The organism is Achromobacter spanius, from assembly GCF_003994415.1.
Classification (GTDB): Bacteria; Pseudomonadota; Gammaproteobacteria; order Burkholderiales; family Burkholderiaceae_B; genus Achromobacter; species Achromobacter spanius_C.
Window position 1 is genome coordinate 4,808,221 of record NZ_CP034689.1, and the last position, 17,784, is coordinate 4,826,004.

At 66.0% G+C, this 17,784-nt stretch carries 19 protein-coding genes; 6 read left to right on the forward strand and 13 right to left on the reverse strand.

The window, feature by feature from the left end:
- Positions 1 to 82: 82 nt before the first annotated feature.
- A complete protein-coding gene (gene nadE / locus ELS24_RS21960) occupies positions 83 to 952 on the forward strand; it encodes an ammonia-dependent NAD(+) synthetase (RefSeq protein WP_127185371.1) in 870 nt (289 codons plus the stop codon).
- A 3-nt stretch (positions 953 to 955) separates the two neighbouring features.
- Here nadE and galU read toward each other — a convergent pair whose 3' ends face one another.
- Positions 956 to 1,789, reverse strand: coding sequence for a UTP--glucose-1-phosphate uridylyltransferase GalU (gene galU, locus ELS24_RS21965; RefSeq protein ID WP_050447755.1), 834 nt, complete (start codon positions 1,787 to 1,789; stop codon positions 956 to 958).
- Positions 1,790 to 2,049: 260 nt separating this feature from the next.
- Between galU and ELS24_RS21970 the strand changes: the two genes are divergently transcribed.
- The gene (locus tag ELS24_RS21970) at positions 2,050 to 2,262 is read left to right on the forward strand and encodes a hypothetical protein (protein ID WP_127185372.1); all 213 of its coding nucleotides are present in this window, start codon (positions 2,050 to 2,052) and stop codon (positions 2,260 to 2,262) included.
- A gap of 71 nt (positions 2,263 to 2,333) precedes the next feature.
- Here ELS24_RS21970 and ELS24_RS21975 read toward each other — a convergent pair whose 3' ends face one another.
- The 4 genes from ELS24_RS21975 to ELS24_RS21990 all read right to left on the reverse strand — a co-directional run bounded on the left by ELS24_RS21975 (position 2,334) and on the right by ELS24_RS21990 (position 4,501).
- On the reverse strand, positions 2,334 to 3,344 hold the full coding sequence (locus tag ELS24_RS21975) for a chemotaxis protein CheB (protein WP_050447752.1): 1,011 nt from the start codon (positions 3,342 to 3,344) through the stop codon (positions 2,334 to 2,336).
- A gap of 19 nt (positions 3,345 to 3,363) precedes the next feature.
- Entirely contained in the window at positions 3,364 to 3,750 is a 387-nt protein-coding gene (locus ELS24_RS21980) for a hypothetical protein (protein WP_127185373.1), read from the reverse strand.
- A gap of 108 nt (positions 3,751 to 3,858) precedes the next feature.
- Complete coding sequence (locus ELS24_RS21985) at positions 3,859 to 4,038, reverse strand: hypothetical protein (protein WP_127185374.1); 180 nt, start codon at positions 4,036 to 4,038, stop codon at positions 3,859 to 3,861.
- A 208-nt stretch (positions 4,039 to 4,246) separates the two neighbouring features.
- Entirely contained in the window at positions 4,247 to 4,501 is a 255-nt protein-coding gene (locus ELS24_RS21990) for a hypothetical protein (protein WP_127185375.1), read from the reverse strand.
- A gap of 131 nt (positions 4,502 to 4,632) precedes the next feature.
- Here ELS24_RS21990 and ELS24_RS21995 point away from each other — a divergent pair, with 131 nt between their 5' ends.
- The 3 genes from ELS24_RS21995 (at position 4,633) to ELS24_RS22005 (ending at position 6,945) form a co-directional block, all read left to right on the forward strand.
- Positions 4,633 to 5,145, forward strand: a complete 513-nt coding sequence (locus ELS24_RS21995) for a CinA family protein (protein WP_127185376.1) — start codon at positions 4,633 to 4,635, stop codon at positions 5,143 to 5,145.
- A 173-nt stretch (positions 5,146 to 5,318) separates the two neighbouring features.
- A complete protein-coding gene (locus tag ELS24_RS22000) occupies positions 5,319 to 6,155 on the forward strand; it encodes an alpha/beta fold hydrolase (RefSeq protein ID WP_127185377.1) in 837 nt (278 codons plus the stop codon).
- Positions 6,156 to 6,522: 367 nt separating this feature from the next.
- Positions 6,523 to 6,945, forward strand: coding sequence for a GreA/GreB family elongation factor (locus ELS24_RS22005; RefSeq protein ID WP_050447745.1), 423 nt, complete (start codon positions 6,523 to 6,525; stop codon positions 6,943 to 6,945).
- A 116-nt stretch (positions 6,946 to 7,061) separates the two neighbouring features.
- Here the strand turns inward: ELS24_RS22005 and pcaG are convergent, their stop codons facing one another.
- The 5 genes from pcaG to mdlC form a co-directional block, all read right to left on the reverse strand.
- Entirely contained in the window at positions 7,062 to 7,667 is a 606-nt protein-coding gene (gene pcaG / locus ELS24_RS22010; protein ID WP_050447744.1) for a protocatechuate 3,4-dioxygenase subunit alpha, read from the reverse strand.
- A gap of 10 nt (positions 7,668 to 7,677) precedes the next feature.
- Positions 7,678 to 8,403, reverse strand: coding sequence for a protocatechuate 3,4-dioxygenase subunit beta (gene pcaH / locus ELS24_RS22015; protein ID WP_164741281.1), 726 nt, complete (start codon positions 8,401 to 8,403; stop codon positions 7,678 to 7,680).
- Positions 8,404 to 8,405: 2 nt separating this feature from the next.
- A complete protein-coding gene (locus ELS24_RS22020; RefSeq protein WP_127185379.1) occupies positions 8,406 to 9,818 on the reverse strand; it encodes an MFS transporter in 1,413 nt (470 codons plus the stop codon).
- A gap of 28 nt (positions 9,819 to 9,846) precedes the next feature.
- Complete coding sequence (locus tag ELS24_RS22025) at positions 9,847 to 11,046, reverse strand: 4-hydroxybenzoate 3-monooxygenase (RefSeq protein ID WP_127185380.1); 1,200 nt, start codon at positions 11,044 to 11,046, stop codon at positions 9,847 to 9,849.
- Positions 11,047 to 11,243: 197 nt separating this feature from the next.
- The gene (gene mdlC / locus ELS24_RS22030) at positions 11,244 to 12,779 is read right to left on the reverse strand and encodes a benzoylformate decarboxylase (RefSeq protein WP_240669567.1); all 1,536 of its coding nucleotides are present in this window, start codon (positions 12,777 to 12,779) and stop codon (positions 11,244 to 11,246) included.
- 347 nt (positions 12,780 to 13,126) lie between these two features.
- Between mdlC and ELS24_RS22035 the strand changes: the two genes are divergently transcribed.
- Positions 13,127 to 14,038 (forward strand): LysR family transcriptional regulator, encoded by a 912-nt coding sequence (locus tag ELS24_RS22035; protein ID WP_127185382.1) that lies wholly within the window; start codon positions 13,127 to 13,129, stop codon positions 14,036 to 14,038.
- A gap of 8 nt (positions 14,039 to 14,046) precedes the next feature.
- Here ELS24_RS22035 and ELS24_RS22040 read toward each other — a convergent pair whose 3' ends face one another.
- Genes ELS24_RS22040 through ELS24_RS22050 form a run of 3 tightly spaced genes read right to left on the reverse strand, consistent with a single transcriptional unit; the run spans position 14,047 to position 17,778 of the window.
- Positions 14,047 to 15,732 carry a long-chain-fatty-acid--CoA ligase gene (locus ELS24_RS22040; protein ID WP_127185383.1) on the reverse strand — a complete coding sequence of 562 codons (1,686 nt, stop codon included), beginning with the start codon at positions 15,730 to 15,732 and terminating at the stop codon, positions 14,047 to 14,049.
- A 34-nt stretch (positions 15,733 to 15,766) separates the two neighbouring features.
- Positions 15,767 to 16,933, reverse strand: coding sequence for an acyl-CoA dehydrogenase family protein (locus tag ELS24_RS22045; protein ID WP_127185384.1), 1,167 nt, complete (start codon positions 16,931 to 16,933; stop codon positions 15,767 to 15,769).
- A 20-nt stretch (positions 16,934 to 16,953) separates the two neighbouring features.
- Positions 16,954 to 17,778, reverse strand: coding sequence for an SDR family NAD(P)-dependent oxidoreductase (locus tag ELS24_RS22050; RefSeq protein ID WP_050447734.1), 825 nt, complete (start codon positions 17,776 to 17,778; stop codon positions 16,954 to 16,956).
- Positions 17,779 to 17,784: the final 6 nt, after the last annotated feature.

The following is a 17,784-nucleotide window of genomic DNA, read 5'->3' on the forward strand; positions in this document are numbered from 1 at the left end:
GCGCGGAAATTGCTGCCACCGCCCCCAAGTGCGGGGCGGGCGCAGGTTCGCCCCCTTCGGAACCTTGAAGGGAGATCTGATCATGGCTGGCAATACCAACTTGCAGGATCAGCAGGCTGCCATTGCGAGTGATCTTGGCGTTCAACCGGATTTTGATTCCGCGGTTGAACTTGAAAGCCGAGTGGCTTTCCTGGAGAAGTATTTATTGGAAACGGGCAAGTCCGGCTACGTGCTGGGCATCAGCGGCGGCGTGGATTCCACGGTGGCGGCACGAATGGCGCAGTTGGCCGCCGAGCGGCTGCGCCTGACAGGGCGGCGTGCGTTTTTCGTGGCGGTGCGCCTGCCCTATGGGCACCAGCATGACGAAGAAGATGCCCGCCGCGCGCTGGACTTCATTCGCGCGGACCATGTGATGGAAGTGGATATCAAGCCCACCGTGGACGCCCAGCGTGAGGCGCTGACGGCGTCGGGCCTGGTCTTCAGCGACAAGGGCGCCGAGGACTTCGTGGCGGGCAACATCAAGGCGCGACAGCGCATGGTGACGCAATACGCGATTGCGGGCGCGATGGACTGTCTGGTGATCGGCACCGACCAGGCAGCGGAAGCCTTGATGGGTTTTTTTACCAAGCATGGCGACGGCGCAGCCGACCTGCTGCCGTTGCGCGGCTTGACCAAGCGCCGGGTGCGCGCGCTGGGCGTGGTGCTGGGCGTGCCCGCCAAACTGATCACCAAGGCGCCCACCGCCGACCTGGAATCGCTGCGCCCCGGCCTGCCTGACGAAGTGGCGCTGGGCGTGAACTATGACGAGATCGACGACTTTCTTGAAGGGCGCCCCGTGCGCGAGGACGCGCTGCGAACGGTGCTGGACCAATACCATGCCACGGCGCACAAGCGCCAAGCGCCCGCGGCGCCGAATGGGACGAGGGGCTTGAGGGGGCCCGCAGCGGATTGAGGCTTATTTCATGCCGTGATACTTGCGCCCGATTTCCATCGTGGCGCGGTAAAAGCCTTCCTTGCTGCCGCAGTCATAGCGCACGCCGTCGTACTCGTAGCCGAACACCTTCCGGCCTTGCAGCAGGGAGGCAATGGCGTCGGTCAACTGGATTTCACCGCCCACACCCGGCTGCGTGGCCTCCAGCGCGTGGAAAATCTGGGGTTCAAGAATGTAGCGGCCCACCACGGCCAGGTCGCTGGGGGCGTCGGCCGGGTCCGGCTTTTCAACAATGCCCGACACCTTCAACACCCCTTGCGAAGCATGCGCGCCGGACACAATGCCGTACTGATTGGTCTGGCTGCGCGGCACTTGCTGCACGGCCAGCACGCTACCGTCGAACTCACGCGCCACCGTCATCATCTCGCCGATGACGGGACTGTCCGCGTCGATCATGTCGTCGGCCAGGAGCACGGCAAACGGCTCGTCGCCCACGATGGCGGCCGCGCACAAGACGGCGTGGCCCAAGCCCAAGGCAGCGGGCTGGCGGGTGTACACGCATTTCACCGTGTCGGGAATCACGTTGCGCACGCTGTCCAGCAACGCGCCCTTGTTCTTCAATTCCAGGTCGCGCTCCAGTTCCGGCACCCGGTCGAAATGGTCTTCGATGGCGCGCTTGTTGCGCCCGGTGACGAAGATCAGTTCCGTGATGCCCGCCGCCACGGCTTCTTCGACGGCATATTGGATCAGTGGCCGGTCCACGATGGGAAGCATTTCTTTGGGCATGGCCTTGGTGGCCGGAAGAAAACGGGTGCCCAGGCCGGCAACAGGAAATACCGCTTTGCGTATGGGATGCATGGTGTGGCTCTTAGAGTGAAGACAACCCGGGACGGATGTCGTGCGTGGCTAGGAGCAAGACACGTGCCCGCCACGACCTGGGTTCTCTATACGCAACGGCTTGGGAACACGAATTGCTTGCGAACTGCGCCAACGAATCCCTATCGCCAACGCTGCCAGGAGGCTTCCATGCCGCAACATCCAAGCGCCGGTTCCCGCAAGTCCCTTCCCGGCCAACCCGAAGTGAATGCGGGCGCGCCTTCGCCCAAGGAGGCCCAGGAATGATCATCGAAGCGTTCGAGCGCCCCGACGGCCTTTGGAGCTTTCGCCGCATTGCAATGCTGGGCGTGCAACAAGATGCCCGCACCTATCCCACGTGCGAGGCGGCGGTCAAGGCGGCCCACGCGCAATACCCATACGAAAGCGTCTCGATCATCAGTTGTCAATCGCAGGAGCAGGAAGGCATCAAACAGGCCGATGCGCGTGACGCCTAGATCCCGATGACCGCCGCTTCCGCAAGCGCCGTCCTATGGGCGGGCTTGTTGCTTGGCTTCGCCATGGCCGGCTAACCGGTATCCGTGTCCGCCAAGGGGCTATCCGTCATTGCGGCCAGGGCGCGCAGTTGCTGGTAGGCAGCCTCCCATTGGCCCACGGCGGCCCGTAGCCGCCCGGTGGCCTCGGCCGACGCGCCGCCCGTCGCGATTTCCTCGCCCGCCAGAATGATGCGTTCGCGCAGCAGGCGCGCGGCGGACCACAGGGCCTCGTCCACCCCGGCCGCGTGCGCGGCATGCAAAGACCGCGACGAGAACGCATGCCCGGTATGGCAGCGGTAGCGCACCGGCAACCCCGTGTCCACCCGCCACACCACGCCCCCGCATTCGGGACAGGTCAGTCCGGCCTGGTGCCCCAGGCGTTCCAGCACGGACGCGGACGACTGGCCGGTTTCCGTCATGCGGGATTCGGCGCGCAGAACTTCCGGTAAGGCGGATGGGGCAGGCGCATGTGGAGCGCTCGTGGTCTTCACCGCGTTCGCCATCGCTTCGCCAATCTGCTGCAAGGGCAGCACCAGCGCCGACGGCACCGCGGCGATGGCGTTGGTGGGCATGTCCTGGGCCACGCTGTCGGCCGGGTCTTGCACGATGGCGAACCCGCCGCAAGCGTTCACGGCCTTCAGGCCCGCCGCCCCGTCGTCCAGGTGGCCGGTCAGAACGACACCGACGACGCGCTGCCCGTACTGTTCCGCGGCGGAACGAAACAGCGGGTCCGCGGCGGGCCGCGTGAAGTTCTCTTTTGGCCCACGCGTGAGCACCGTCGCGTCATGCTGCAAGATCAAATGCCTGTCCGGCGGCGCCACGTAGACGACGCCATGCACAAAGGGTTCACCATCAATGGCATGCTGCACGCGCCAACGCGTGCGGCGTTGCAGCAGCGTGGGCAACACGCTGCGGTAGCCGTCCACATGCATGGCCACGAACACGGACGCCGGCAAGGACGGATCCAGATCACCCAGCAGCACTTCCAGGGCGGCCAGGCCACCCGTGGACACGGCCACGACCACCACGTCTCGGTTTTGCATCCCTTACTCCCGTGCGCGGTTACCGTCCGAATTCATTCGTCTTGTGCCCGCCCGAGCCGGCTTTGCCACCAGGGATGCGGCCATCGGGCGCTGGATTGGCGGAAGAGCCTTTGACAGTGCCCTGGCCCTGCACCGGCTGCGAAGGCTTGTCGCCCGGGGCCGCTTGCGGGATGGTGGGCGGCGGCCCCGAAGGGTCGCCCCGGGATGGAGCGGGCGCACCGCTATCGGGCGCCGGCCCCTTGGGCGCGGGGGTGCCGGCAGGCGGAAGGCCGCCCTGCCCGGCCGGCCCGGCGGGGCCACCCGCCGCTTGCGCGTAGCTCGCGCTGCTGCAGGCCAGGCCAGCCGCCAATGCCACGGCCCGCAGGAAACCCGCCGAGCCAGGCGGTGAATGCCGAGGGTGTCTCATGTTTTTCTCCCAACAACAAGGGGGCGTGCCGCCGAAGCGGCACCGGTGCATGGGGACTCATGCCCCGCTGTGGGCGGCCAAGAGCGCGCCGACCCAAGAGCGTTCAACTCACGGTTTGCTGCGCGAACCCGCGCCGCGATTGCGCTGGCTTTGCTGATCCTGGCCGCTGCCTATCTGCGTGACGTGGCCTTCCTTTTTGGTGCGGTTCTGCCTGTCGCCATGGCTGGTCTGGGCCTCGCGCGGCGTGTCGTCGGAAGCGGGGTTGGGTTTACTGTCTTTGGGCTTCATCGCAATGCTCCCTGGAATGGCTTGAATTGCGGGGTGGGACCGCGAGCTTGAGTTTCCAGCCTGGTCCCGCTTTGTTGCCTTGCCCTTGCAGCAAGCGGCATTCCCGGGGAAAGCGTCACAGCAGGGCCGCGCCATCGACGCAGACGCCGCACGGCAGAAGACAGGGCGCAAACCGGGGACACCGCGGGCCCGGCGCCGGGCCCGCCGCTTACAGGCCGCGCGTGCTGCGCAGCCATTCCTGGTCGGCCGCGTTCGCGTCGCCCAGGCGGTCGATGCCGGGGGTTTGCTGGGGGTCCACGCCGGGCATCGGGTTGGGCAACGCATCCGGCGGCCAGCGACCGTTCCGGTCGCGTTCCTGCCCCGGCGCGCGGCGGTCGGGGTTTTCGGCGGGTGATTGCTCGGGCGGGCCAGGGGCGCGCACCGGGGATGAATGATCCTGCTGCTTTTTTGTAGGGGTGCTCATCGCAAACTCCTGATGGGTGAAGGTGTGTGACGGAATGGGCGGATACGGCATGAGGAGCAACTGGCGTGCCCGCGCGACCGGCAGGCACGCCAGTTGCTCCGCGCGTCTGACCACCCAGCAGGAGCGCGGCGATGAACGCTATCGAACGAGTTGCGGCTTTCATGCATGAAAACGAACTGACCCTGGTTACCGCGGAGTCATGCACCGCGGGCCTGATCGCGGCCACCCTGGCCGATATACCCGGCGCGGGAAAATTGCTGGATTGCGCCTTCGTGGTGTATTCGGTGCAAGCCAAACAGCGCTGCCTGGGCGTGCCCCAATCGACTCTGGCCGCGCACAACCTCACCAGCGAGGCGGTCGCGCGCGACATGGCGCTGGGGGCGGCCCGCAAGAGCCCCGCCAACGTTGCCGTGGCCAACACGGGCGTCACGGACGCCACCGACGACCGCATCCCCAGCGGCACGCAGTGCTACGCCTGGGTATTCAAGATTGGCAAGGCCGATGCCCGCCCGGTGGTCTACACGGCCACCCGGCGCTTCTCCGGCGACCGCAACCGCATCCGCCAGGCCAGCGCCGAATTCGCGCTGAAAGGCGTCATGGAACACTTCCTGGCGCTGCGCGACGCAACCGGCAGGCCCCGTTGACGGCGCCACGCCATCCGGCCCCAAGATGATTTTGTTCAAAGCAGCTTGATAACGTACAAGCGCCACCGCATAGGCAGCGCTACGCTCAGGGTTTGGCGGCACCGGGGCTACGCCCAAGTCCGCGCCTGTTCCGGCGCCCGCCCCACCTGTGGCACCACCCGGAGTCAACACTCATGAGCACCATCACCACTTCTGACGGCGTGCAGATTTTCTTCAAGGACTGGGGTCCCAAAACCGCCCAGCCCCTGATGTTCCACCACGGCTGGCCCCTGTCCAGCGACGACTGGGACGCCCAGATGCTGTACTTCGTCAACAAGGGCTTCCGCGTCATTGCGCACGACCGCCGCGGCCATGGCCGCTCCAGCCAGGTCAGCGAAGGCCACGACATGGACCACTACGCCGCCGACGCCTCGGCCGTGGCGGTACACCTGGACTTGCGCAACGCCGTGCACATTGGCCACTCCACCGGTGGCGGCGAAGTCGCGCGCTACGTGGCCAAGTTCGGCCAGCCGCAGGGCCGCGTCGCCAAGGCCGTGCTGGTCAGCGCCGTGCCGCCGCTGATGGTCAAGACCGAAGGCAACCCGGGTGGCCTGCCCATTGAAGTGTTCGACGGCTTTCGCGACGCGCTGGCCGCCAACCGCACGCAGTTCTTCCTGGATGTCGCCGCTGGCCCCTTTTACGGTTTCAACCGTTCGGGCGCAAAGGTGTCGGAAGGCGTGATCAACAACTGGTGGCGCCAAGGCATGGCGGGCAGCGCGCTGGCGCATTACCAGGGCATCAAGGCCTTTTCGGAAACGGATCAGACCGAAGACCTGAAGGCCATCACCGTGCCCACGCTGCTGATGCATGGCGACGACGACCAGATCGTGCCCATTGATGATGCATCGCGTCTGGCCGTGAAGCTGCTGAAGAACGGCACGCTGAAGGTATACGAAGGCTTTCCGCACGGCATGCTGACGACACACGCGGAGGTCATCAATCCCGACCTGCTGGCGTTCATCAAGGGCTGATATCGCCGCCAGAAGACAAGGGGCGAGGCCTAATCGCCCCTTTTTCGGAATATTCCGATACTACGACCCGGCTTTGGCCTATATACTCGCCTATTGCCGACAGCAGATTGGGCGCCAAACGCGCAAAACCTGCACGCTTCGACGCTTGAATCAGCCCCATAGGGCACTCTCCGGGGATCCGGAACCGGCTTTGATGCTGGTCAGCCACCCAGGTGGCGCACCTCCCCGACACGATTCGCCCCATACGCTTCGTTGCGGCACCGCTTGACCCTTCTCTTCCCAAAGCGCTGTCATCTCCTCCATTGCCTCGTCCGCCCAGCCCGAAAGGCCTGCGCCTGGCGAGGCCTTTCGTCCAAGAAGAACCGACATGAACGCCGTGCCGCAAGACAAACTGATTACCGCCCTGGACCACGCCCGCCTGCTGGGCATGATCACGCGCCCCGCCACCGCCGCCACCTTGCCGCGCGATGCCGTGGACGCCGCGCAAGAACTGCTGGATTCGGCGCCCATCATCGCTATCGAGGAAGTTACCCCGGACATCATCACGATGCGCTCGCGGGTGCGCTTGCTGAACGACAAGGGCGATGAAATGGTCGTCACGCTGTGCTATCCGGCCGACGCCAACCTGGCCCAAGGCCAGGTATCGGTGATGTCGCCGCTGGGCTTGAGCCTGATTGGCTCGCGCACGGGCCAGCTTGTCACCTGGACCGCGCCCAACCAGACCGAGCACTCCGCCCGCATCGAAGAAATTCTGTATCAGCCCGAAGCGGCGGGCGACACCACGGCCTGACGCGCCGGGCTGAAGCCCCAGGCTGACGTACCGGCCTGAACCATCCGCTTGACGCCTCGGGCGCCCCGTGCAAACGCACGCGGCGCCCGAGGTTCGTAGCGCGCTAGCGCTAGACGCTACAGATCAAAGAACACGGTTTCGTAGGGCCCCTGCATGTGCACATCAAAGCGGTAGATCACGTCGCCGCCGCGCACGGTCCTGCGCGCCACCAGCGAGTGGCGCCTTGCCGCGGGCACGGAATTCATTACCGCGTCGGCCGCGTTCGCCTCGCCTTCATCGTCGAAGTACACCCGCGTGTAAACATGCAGCAATAGCCCACGCATGGTCACGATCATGTCAATGTGCGGCGCTTCGCCCGGCGCTTGCGGCCCGGGCTTGACCGTATCGAACGTATAGCGGCAGCCGGGGTCCGTGCCGGTGCCGCAGCGGCCAAATCCCAGAAACCCCATGGCCGATGCCTCGTACACATTGCGCGGGCAACGCCCCTGGCCGTCCACCTGCGATATCTCGACCAATGCGTCAGGAATCGGCACGCCGTCGCCGTCCAGCACGCGGCCTTGCAAGCGGATGCGCTGACCGCGCGCCTCGTCGCCCGCCAGCACGGTATCAAACGGCTGATCGAAGTCGTAGCCATATTGCGCTGCCGTCAGGCCAAACGCGAAATACGGCCCCACCGTTTGCGACGGCGTCTGTCCGAAGTTGTCTTGCAGACCCTGCATCATGGTGTCTGTCCTATGAGTGGTGTTCGAAGGGCGTCTGGACCGCGCCGCGCAACACGATGTCGAACTGATATCCCAGCGCGATACCCGCTTGCGTCAGGTCCAGGCTGAAATCCGCCACCAGGCGGCTGCGCGCCTCGGCGGGCGTGCCCAGGTAGACCGGGTCATAGGCAAGCAGCGGGTCGCCCGGAAAGTACATCTGCGTCACCAGCCGGCTGGCAAAGTGGCGGCCGAACAGCGACAAATGAATGTGCTGGGGCCGCCATGCGTTGGGGTGGTTGCCCCAGGGATAGGCGCCAGGCTTGATGGTCACGAATCGGTAGCGGCCGTCGGCATCCGTCAGGCACCGGCCCGCGCCCAGGAAGTTGGGATCCAGCGGCGCGTTGTGCCGGTCTGCCTTGTGCACATAGCGGCCAGCGGCATTGGCCTGCCAGATTTCAATCAGCGTGTGCGGCACGGGTCGGCCCTGATCATCCAGCACGCGCCCGGCCAGCACCATGCGTTCGCCGATGGGTTCGCCATTGCGGCGCGCGTTGCGTGTCAGGTCGTGGTCGCGCTTGCCGACGCACTCGTGGCCATAGACGGGCTGGCGCATTTCGCCCAGCGCCGCCTTCAGGGGCACCAAAGGCAGCATGGGGCTGCGCCGCGCGGTCGATTGATAGGCTTCGCAGCGGTAAGGTGGGTGACTCTGCCAATCGCGCGTGGACAGGATCGCGACGGAATCTTCGGTATTTGCCATGGTCATGTCCCATCCAATTGACGGGCCTGCCGCTGGCCGGGAAAGTGGCGGCGCACCGACAGCAGGGCAATCAAGGCAAACACCATGACCGTACCCAACAGCGTCAGGTAGCCTTGCGCGCCCCACAGCGTAATGACCGAGGCTCCCACGAAAGCGCTGAGGATGGCGCCCAGGCGGCCGAAAGCCAGCGCGCCCGCGGTGCCGGTGGCACGCACGCCGGTGGAATACACGTAGGCGCACAGCGCATACATGGTGGACTGCACGGCGTTGACGAACAGCCCATGCACGCCAAAGCCGAACACCAGCAACGAGGCACTCTTCCTCACATCCACCAACAGCATCAGGAAGGCGCTGCCTAGCGCGCCCACGCAGCAGATGGCAAGCGGCACGCGTGAGCCCCAGCGCGTCATGGCGACCGCGCACACCAAGGCGCCGACCACGCCCCCCAGGTTGTAGGCGGTCAGGCCCGACCCCGCCACCGACAGCGGCAAGCCTTCCGAACTGAGCATGGTGGGCAGCCAACTGAATGCGCTGTACACCGCCGTCAGGCACATGAAGAACGCCACCCAGATGGCAATGGTGTCGAAACGATAGTTGCTGGCGAACAAGGCCCGCACGCCGCCCTGCTGTTTTGACGTCTGTTTTTCCACGGCCTGCTCGACCGCGTCCGTATAGCGCACGCCTTCAGGCATGGGACGCCCCATGCGACCCAGCAGCTTGCTCAGCTCCTTCCAGCGTTCGGGTCGGCGCGCCAGGAAACGCGGTGATTCCGGCAGTGCGGCCATCAACGCAAACCCCAGCAAGATGGCCAAGGCGCCGCCGATGAAGAACGACGCGCGCCAGCCATACAGCGGCAAAACATGGCCCGAGAAGAAACCCGCCAGCATGCCGCCCAGGGGCACGCACACGATGGTGGCGGTCACCGCCAGCGTACGTCGGCACGCCGGTGTGAATTCAGCGGTCATGGTGGTGGAACTGGGCAGCGCGCCGCCGATGCCCAGGCCCGCAATGAAGCGCAACACGGCCACGCTCAGCGCGTCGGGGGCCAGCCCGATCGCGCAAGTGGCCGTGCCGAACACGAAGACGCTGACAATTACCGCCATGCGCCGTCCGTAGCGGTCGGCGAAGAGGCCGGCCGAGGCGCTGCCGATGGCCATTCCGATCAGGCCTGACGCCACCGCGGGCGCGAACGCTTCGCGCGTGATGCCCCATTCCTGGATCATCATGGGAATGGCGAAGCCGATCAATTGACCATCAAAGCCATCCACGACGATCGACAGGGCCGCCAGCATCACCACCCATTTCTGCATGCTCGTGAAGGGGCCCTCGTCCAGCAAGGCGCCCACATCGGCGCTGCCGCGCTGGGATGCCGCTGTGGGTGCCGACGCCGCGTTGTTCGGGGAAGTCCAGGTCATGTCATTTATCTCCGGTAACTTTCGCGCTTCAATCCCAGAGCGGCCCCACGGGCAGCCCCACATAGTTCTCCGCCAGCGCGGTGCAAGCCGCGCGCGAGCCGATCAGGTAATCGAGTTCGGCGTCCTGCAGCTTGCGGGCAAAGGCATCGGCGCCTGGCGCGCGGTGCAGCAACGAGGTCATCCACCATGAAAACCGCTGTGCCCGCCAAACGCAGCGCAGCGCCGTGGCGCTGTAGGTGCAAAGCAGGTCTTCGCCGCCTTGTCGGTAGAACCGCGCGAAGGCGCGCGACAGCAGGCGCGCATCGGACATCGCCAGGTTCAGGCCCTTGGCGCCCGTGGGTGGCACCATATGGGCCGCGTCGCCCGCCAGGAACAGCCGGCCGTGCCGCATCGGTTCGGTCACGCGGCTGCGCATGCCGATCACGGTCTTGTCGAAGATGGCGCCCTCTTTCGGCAGCCAGCCGTCACGGGTGGCCAACCGGGCACGCAGCGTGGACCAGATGCGGTCGTCGGACCAGTCGCCGGCTTGGTCCTGGGGGTCGCATTGCAGGTACATGCGCTGCACCTCGCGCGACCGCGTGCTGACCAGCGCAAAACCATCGTCGCCCAAGGCGTAGATCAATTCGTTGGAGGATGGCGGAGCCTTGCACAGCATGCCCAGCCATCCGTAGGGGTAGCGGCGTTCAGCCGTTTGCAGCGCCTGCGGGGCGATGGTGGCGCGGCTGACACCGTGCGTGCCGTCGCAACCCACGATGAAATCCGCCTGCACGGTTTGGCGCTCGCCGCCGGCGCCATTCTGATCGCCGTATCGCACGGTGGGCCGCAACGAGGCCAGGTCGTGCAGGCTGACGTTGGCAACGTCAAAGCGCAAATCGCCGCCCGTGGCCAGCCGCGCATCCACCAGATCCTTGATGACTTCGTGTTGCGCATAGACCATCACGGCGCGGCCGCCAGTCAGTTCAACAAAGTCAATGCGCCGGTCGAGGCCGCCCACGCGCAGCACGGTCCCTTCGTGCCGGAACCCCTCTCGGCGCATCCGGTCGCCCAGGCCAGCTTCGCACATCAGGTCGACCGTGCCCTGCTCCAGCACTCCCGCACGGATGGTGGCGCAGATGGCGTCGCGGCTGCGGCGTTCCAGCACCACGGATGCAATGCCCTGCAAGTGCAGCAAATGCGACAACATCAGCCCAGCTGGGCCGGCCCCTATGATTGCAACCTGAGTGCGCATGCACGGCCTCTACTCTTGAAAGATGCTGGGCGTCGTCCCGTCAGAACGGATAGTCGCGCGCAGTGGTCTGCACCGTGATCCAGCCTTGAGCACCCCGGTATTGCCGCGGCCAGCGGCTTTCCGTTGATCAATAGCGATACCTGCATGGCAGACACGGGCATGATGAGGGTTCCTTGGAATTGCGGCGCGCCGCATGCTCAGGCCACCCGCACTTCAACCAGATTGGGGCTGCCGCTGGCCAAGGCTTCGGCCAGCACCCCACCCAGGCGTGATGCGTCGGAGACACGCACGCCGGGGCATCCCAGCCCCGTGGCGAGCGCGACGAAGTCGATGCCCGGCAAGTCGGTTCCCATGACCTTGTCTTGCGGGCCAAAACCGAATGCCGGAGCGAAGTCCTGCAGGGCGGCGTAGCGGCGGTTGTTCAAGATGACGAAGGTGATGGGCAGCTTGTGCTGGCTGGCGCTCCAGAGCGCCTGGATCGAATACAGGCTGGAGCCATCGCCAAACAGGCCGATGACACGCCGGCCGGGCTTGGCCAGCGCCACGCCCACGGCCGCGGGCATGCCGTAGCCCAGCCCGCCGCTGTCCATGGTGTAGAAGGTTTCGCTGCGAACGTGGGGCAGATAATCCTGCATGACCGGCCGGGCGCTGGGGGCTTCTTCAACCACGATGTCGGCGGGGTCGCGCAAGATGGCCAGGGTCTGCATCACGAACGCCACCGACATGGGCGACGAGGCCTCGACCGGCGCGCACGATTCGCGCCGCGCCGGCAAGGGCCGCATGCACGGCGCCGGCCGCGCCAGCAGGTCTTGCAGGCAAAGCCGGATGCTGCCTACCGCCGCCAGGCCCGCGGGCGCCCAGGCGGCGGTGTCCGGGTCGTCCGTCAGAAGGCAAAGTTCGGCGCCGTCCGGCACATGCGGCCCGGCCCCGTCCACGTGATACGTAAATGCCGGCGCCCCCACAACCAGAATCAGGTCATGGCCCGCCAACCGGCTGACGATGCCTTCCCGCTCGGCGGGCAGGAACCCTGCGAACAGGCGGTGGCGTTCCGGGAAGCTGCAGCGGCCCGACATGGGCGCGGCCCAGACGCGCGCGCCGTGCGATTCGGCCAGCGCCACGATCTCGATCCAGGCGCCATCGCGGTCCACCGCGGGGCCCACCACCAGCACGGGCCGTCGGCAGGCGTCCAGCAAGGCGCCGATACGCCCGATGGATTCGGGTTGTGGGCGCAGCGCGGTGCTGACGCAGCGCCGGGCAAGCGGTGGCGACAGCGCGTCCCAATCATCGACCGGCACCGATACCAGCACGGGGCCGCGCGGCGGCATCATCGCCAGGTAATAGGCGCGCGCAATGGCCAAGGGCACGTCTTCGGCGCGCGCGGGTTCGGCGCTCCATTTGACGTAAGGCCTGGGCAGATCGGCCGCGTGGCTGGATGACAAAAAGGGATCAAACGGCAGAATGCCACGCGCCTGCTGTCCCGCCACCACAACCATGGGCGTGCGGTTCTTGTAGGCCGTGAACAGGTTGCCCATGGCATTGCCCACGCCCGCCGCCGAATGCAGGTTGACCAGGGACGCGTTGCGCGTGGCCTGCGCATAGCCGTCCGCCATGCCCACCACACTGGCTTCCTGCAGGCCCAGCACGTAGCGGAAGTCGTCGGGAAAGCTACGGAACATGGGCAGTTCGGTGGATCCGGGGTTGGCGAACACCGACGTCATGCCAACGCGGCGCATCAGGTCGTAGACGGCGTCTCGGACAGTCAGCGCGGGCGCGGGCAGCGACGCGGCGGCGAGGCCGTCGGCCGCATCAAGCGGGTCCAATAAACCAAAGGCGGATCCGGTCATGGCTCAGGTCCTTGCGGTGGAGTTGTCGGGATGTTGCGGTGAATCGGCAGGGGAGCCGCCGTGTCGTTGCGATGTGCTTGGAATGGGGTTGCGAGGGGGTTGCGATGTAGTTGCTGTGTAGTTGCTAGGTATTCGATAAGTAGTTGCCGCGCCGCGGACAAAGAGGACGGCAGAGTGTCGCCCCCCCTGGCAGACTTGAGAATTGAAATATCGAGACAAAGTCATTACGCTTTGGCATGCCATTCGATCTTCACCAATTGGCGGCATTCAACGCAGTCGTTGCGGCCGGCAGTCTTGGCCGTGCCGCCGACACCATGCACGTCACGCAGTCCGCGCTAAGCCGCATCGTCCGCCGGCTTGAAATCCACGTTGGCGCGCCCTTGTTCGAACGGCATTCCAAAGGCATGCAACTGACCGACATCGGTCTGGCGCTGTTGCCGCACGCCACCGCGCTGCTGCGCGACGCCGAAGGCGCCAAAGAAGAAATCCGCGCACTGCTGGGCCTGGCCAAGGGCACGATCCGCGTAGGCGCGGTGGGCAGCATCGCCTGCCAGATCCTGCCCACCGCGCTGACCCAGACCTGCCGGCGCTGGCCGATGCTGCAGGTGGAAGTGGTGGAAGGCGTATGGGACCGGCTGGCCAGCGCCTTGCTGTCGCGCGAGATCGATCTGGCGCTGGGCGCCCACACCGACGACAGCGACGAAATCATCTCGGTGCCGGATTGCTGTTGGGAAGACACCAGCTACGTGGTGGCGGCCACGGGCCATCCGCTGCGCGCGCGCCAAGCGCTCAAGCTGGCCGATACCTTGGCGCATAAGTGGGCCATGATGCCGCGCGGCACCGGGCCGTTCGAACACATGAAGGCGCTGTTCACGCGGCATCGGCTGCCCACGCCCGAAGTCACGGTGGAAACGCGGTCCATCACGGTGCTGAAGAACCTGATCGCGCATTCGGATTTTCTGGGTTGGATGCCCGAACCCATGTACTACGCCGAGCAGCGCGCCGGCCTGCTTGACCGCTTGCCCATTCCGGGCGCGTGCGACACACGCATGCTGACGGCGTTTCGGCGCAGCCACGGCTTGCTGCCGCTGCCAGCCGCCAAGTTGCTGAACGAACTGCGCCGCCTGGCCACCCACCGATCCCAGTGAATGGCCCCCTAGGCTGCCGCGCGCTGCGCCTCCTGCAACTGGCGCCACAGGATCTTTCCCGTGCTGGACTTGGGCAGCGCGTCCACGAACTCCACGATGCGCGGCGCCTTGTAGGCCGCCATGCGCGCACGCGCCCACTGGATCACCTCGTCTTCGCGGGTGCGGTCGCGCGCCTCGGGCCGCAGCACCAGCAACGCCTTCACCGTTTCGCCACGGCAGGCGTCCGGCACGCCCACCACGCATGCCTCGTGCACGGCGGGATGTTCATACAGGGCGTTTTCCACTTCCGCTGGCCAGACCTTGTAGCCCGACGCATTGATCATGCGCTTGAGCCGATCCGTGATGAAGAAATAGCCGTCTTCGTCCATCCGCCCCAGGTCGCCGGTGCGAAAGTAGCGTTCGCCGTCCAGCATGAAGAACGCGTCCTCGTCGGCGGCCGGGTTGTTCCAATAGCCCAGCATGAGCTGGGCCCCGCGGGTTACCAGTTCGCCCACTTCACCGGGCGGCAGCGCCTGCAAGGTGGCCGGGTCCACCACTCGGGTGTCGACACCGAAAGTCGGCACGCCGATGCACTGGCGCTTGTTGCGGTGCATGGGGTTGCAGTGCAGGAACGAGGCGGTTTCGGTCAGGCCGTAGGCCTCGTTGAAGATGATGCCGTAGCGCTCGGCCAGCATTGCCGCCACCGCCTCGGGCATGGGCGCGCCGCCCCCGCACAACAAGGCCAGGCGCGACAGGTCGAACGCTTCAAGCTCCGCTTGCGCGAAAAAGTCGACCACCATCGCGGGCGGCGCGGCCCAGACGCTGACGTGATGCCGCGCCATCAACTGCGCGGCCACCTGGCGGTCCCAGCGCGGCAGCAGCACGACCGTGGCGCCCAGCAGTATGGGCAGGTTCATGCAGTTCTGCATGCCCAGCAAATGGAACAGCGGCGCCACGCCCATGATGACCGCCTCAGAGGTCAGGCCGCGCCATAGTTGCGACCCCGTCACCGCCGCGCCCAGCGTGCCGTGCGTATGGCGGCACCCCTTGGGGCGGCCCGTGGTGCCGGACGTATAGGGCAACAGGCACAGGTCCTGGGCGCGGCTTTGGTGCGGCGCGGGCGTGGCATTGACGGCCAGTGCGCCGTACCACGGTACCGAACCGGCCACAGCGCCCGACGCAGCGGCGTTGTGGCGCGGCTCGGCGACCCAATCTGGTGGCGTCACGCGGCAATCGCCATCCCCCGCGCCCAGATAGTCGGAATAGGTGTGGACGATGATGCGGTCCAGGCGTCCGTCCTCGGCAAAGCCCGCCAGCCGTGGCGCCAGTTCCTGGGCGGCAAAGGCCAGTCGCGCGCCGCTGTCTTGCAGATAATGCGCCAGCTCGTCTTCCGTGCTCATCGCGTTCACCGGCACCACCACCGCGTCGGCGCGCAGCACCGCGTAGTAGGCAATGATGAATTGCGGACAGTTCTGGCTCAGCAGCAGCACGCGGTCGCCTGCCTTGACGCCCGCGCCATGCTGCAAGTAGCCGGCCATGGCGTCGACCTCGCGCTTCAGGCGCGCGTAGTCCAGCACCGTGTCGTAGAACACGATGGCGGGCTTGTCGGGATAGCGCGTGGCCGCGGCCTCCAGGTTGAAATACAGGCTGGACCGAGGCTGGCTGATATGCGTGGGCAGCCCCTTCGGCCAAAACTGCAAATGCGCTTGCTGCATCCCTGTCTCCGGTTCCCGCCGGGTGCCGCCCGCCCTAGGCGGTCATGCCCCGCGCGATGATTTCTTTCATGATTTCGTTTGACCCGCCATAGATCTTTCCCACGCGCGCATCCGCATACATGCGCGCGATGGGCGTTTCCAGCATGTAGCCGTAGCCGCCGTGCAATTGCAGGCATTCATCGATGACCTGGCAATTCATCTGCGTGGTCCACCACTTGGCCATGGCGGCGGTGGAGAGGTCCAGCGTGCCCTGCAACTGCCGCGCAATGCAGTCGTCGACAAAACGCGCCGCGATGGTGGCCACCGTTTCGCATTCGGCCAGCTTGAAGCGCGTGTTCTGCAGCTGGATCAACGGCTGGCCGAAGACCTGGCGCGTGGTCGTGTAGGCCAGCGTATCGTCGATGGCGCGGCGCATCGTGGCCACCGCGCCCACCGCGATCAGCAAGCGTTCACGCGGCAGTTGCTGCATCAGTTGCGCAAAGCCGCGCCCTGGCTCTTCGCCCAGCAGGTTGCCGACAGGCACGCGCACGTCGTCGAAAAACAGTTCGGTGGTGTCCTGGCTTTTCTGGCCCAGCTTTTCAAGCAGCTTGCCGCGCCGAAAGCCCGGCAGGTCCTGCGTTTCCACCATGATCAGCGAGACCCCGCGCGACCCGGCCGCGGGGTCCGTCTTGGCCACCACGCAGATCAGGTCGGCGTGCAAGCCGTTCGTGATGAAGGTCTTGGATCCGTTGATGACGTAGGCGTCGCCGTCGCGCACGGCCGTGGTGCGCACGCTTTTCAGGTCGGACCCCGCGCCAGGCTCGCTCATGGCGATGGCGCCGACCCGTTCGCCCGTGGCCATCTTGGGCAGCCAACGCTGCTTTTGCCGCTCGGTGCCGTAGTTATGGATGTAGTGCGCCAGGATGGCGCTATGCACGTTGTTGCTGAAGCCGTAGACCATGGCGCGCGCCTGCTCGGCGGCCACGATGGCCTCGTGCGCGAAGCTGCCGCCCGCGCCGCCATAGGCCTCGGGCATGCTGACACATAGCAGCCCCAGGCGGCCCGCCTTGTGCCAGACCTCGCGATCAGCGTGTTGCTGCTTGCGCCACTTTTCCTCGTCGGGCGCGAATTCGTTTTCGAACAGGCGGCGGGTGGAGTCCTGGAACAGCGTCAGGTCGGCATCCATCCAACCCGGGCTGGGCGTGTTGATCGGGGTATCCATCGGGGTTTTCATCTTCGGGGTCAAGGACGGCCGCCGCCCACGACCAGCACCTGTCCGCTGACGTAGTTGGATTCGGGCAGGCAGAACAGGTACACGGCGCCCGCCGCTTCGGCGGGCGTGCCCGCGCGGCCAAGCGGAATCAGGCTTTCCGCGTTCTTCAGCACCTGCGGGTTCACGCCCACCTTGATCTGCCGCCCTTCGATGTCCAGCATGGCGTCGCCATCGGCGGCCGCTTCGGTCAGGCGCGTCTTGATCAGGCCGAACGCGACGCTGTTCACGTTGACTTTGTAGCGCCCCCATTCCTTGGCCATGGCGCGCGTCAAGCCATTGATGCCGGCCTTGGCAGCCGCGTAGTTGGCCTGCCCCGCGTTGCCCATCACGCCGGAGGTGGACGATATGTTCACTACCTTGCGGAATACTTCGCGCCCTGCGGCGGCTTCGGCCTTGGCCGCTTCGCGGATGAAACCAGACGCGGCGCGCAAAATGCGGAATGGGGCCGACAGATGCACGGCCAGGATCTCGTCCCATTGCTCGTCGGTCATTTTCTGGATGACGTTGTCCCAGGTGTAGCCGGCGTTGTTCACAATGATGTCCAGCCCACCATAGGTGTCGATGGCCGTGCCCACGAAGCGCTCGGCAAAACCGGAGGCGGTGACGCTGCCTACGCACGCCTGCGCCAGCCCGCCCGCCTGACGGATCAGGTTGACCGTCTCGTTGGCGGGTTCAGGATCCAGGTCATTGACCACGACTTTTGCGCCTTCGCGCGCCAGCTTCAACGCGATTTCCTGCCCAATACCGCGCCCGGACCCAGACACCAGCGCGACCTTGCCATTTAACGTACCCATCGTTTT

Bases quoted from the DNA above. Each gene is read 5' to 3' on its own strand.
- nadE (WP_127185371.1), top strand. From the start codon at position 83: ATGGCTGGCAATACCAACTTGCAGGATCAGCAGGCTGCCATTGCGAGT.
- galU (WP_050447755.1), bottom strand. From the start codon at position 1,789: ATGCATCCCATACGCAAAGCGGTATTTCCTGTTGCCGGCCTGGGCACC.
- ELS24_RS21970 (WP_127185372.1), top strand. From the start codon at position 2,050: ATGATCATCGAAGCGTTCGAGCGCCCCGACGGCCTTTGGAGCTTTCGC.
- ELS24_RS21975 (WP_050447752.1), bottom strand. From the start codon at position 3,344: ATGCAAAACCGAGACGTGGTGGTCGTGGCCGTGTCCACGGGTGGCCTG.
- ELS24_RS21980 (WP_127185373.1), bottom strand. From the start codon at position 3,750: ATGAGACACCCTCGGCATTCACCGCCTGGCTCGGCGGGTTTCCTGCGG.
- ELS24_RS21985 (WP_127185374.1), bottom strand. From the start codon at position 4,038: ATGAAGCCCAAAGACAGTAAACCCAACCCCGCTTCCGACGACACGCCG.
- ELS24_RS21990 (WP_127185375.1), bottom strand. From the start codon at position 4,501: ATGAGCACCCCTACAAAAAAGCAGCAGGATCATTCATCCCCGGTGCGC.
- ELS24_RS21995 (WP_127185376.1), top strand. From the start codon at position 4,633: ATGAACGCTATCGAACGAGTTGCGGCTTTCATGCATGAAAACGAACTG.
- ELS24_RS22000 (WP_127185377.1), top strand. From the start codon at position 5,319: ATGAGCACCATCACCACTTCTGACGGCGTGCAGATTTTCTTCAAGGAC.
- ELS24_RS22005 (WP_050447745.1), top strand. From the start codon at position 6,523: ATGAACGCCGTGCCGCAAGACAAACTGATTACCGCCCTGGACCACGCC.
- pcaG (WP_050447744.1), bottom strand. From the start codon at position 7,667: ATGATGCAGGGTCTGCAAGACAACTTCGGACAGACGCCGTCGCAAACG.
- pcaH (WP_164741281.1), bottom strand. From the start codon at position 8,403: ATGGCAAATACCGAAGATTCCGTCGCGATCCTGTCCACGCGCGATTGG.
- ELS24_RS22020 (WP_127185379.1), bottom strand. From the start codon at position 9,818: ATGACCTGGACTTCCCCGAACAACGCGGCGTCGGCACCCACAGCGGCA.
- ELS24_RS22025 (WP_127185380.1), bottom strand. From the start codon at position 11,046: ATGCGCACTCAGGTTGCAATCATAGGGGCCGGCCCAGCTGGGCTGATG.
- mdlC (WP_240669567.1), bottom strand. From the start codon at position 12,779: ATGCGCCGCGTTGGCATGACGTCGGTGTTCGCCAACCCCGGATCCACC.
- ELS24_RS22035 (WP_127185382.1), top strand. From the start codon at position 13,127: ATGCCATTCGATCTTCACCAATTGGCGGCATTCAACGCAGTCGTTGCG.
- ELS24_RS22040 (WP_127185383.1), bottom strand. From the start codon at position 15,732: ATGCAGCAAGCGCATTTGCAGTTTTGGCCGAAGGGGCTGCCCACGCAT.
- ELS24_RS22045 (WP_127185384.1), bottom strand. From the start codon at position 16,933: ATGGATACCCCGATCAACACGCCCAGCCCGGGTTGGATGGATGCCGAC.
- ELS24_RS22050 (WP_050447734.1), bottom strand. From the start codon at position 17,778: ATGGGTACGTTAAATGGCAAGGTCGCGCTGGTGTCTGGGTCCGGGCGC.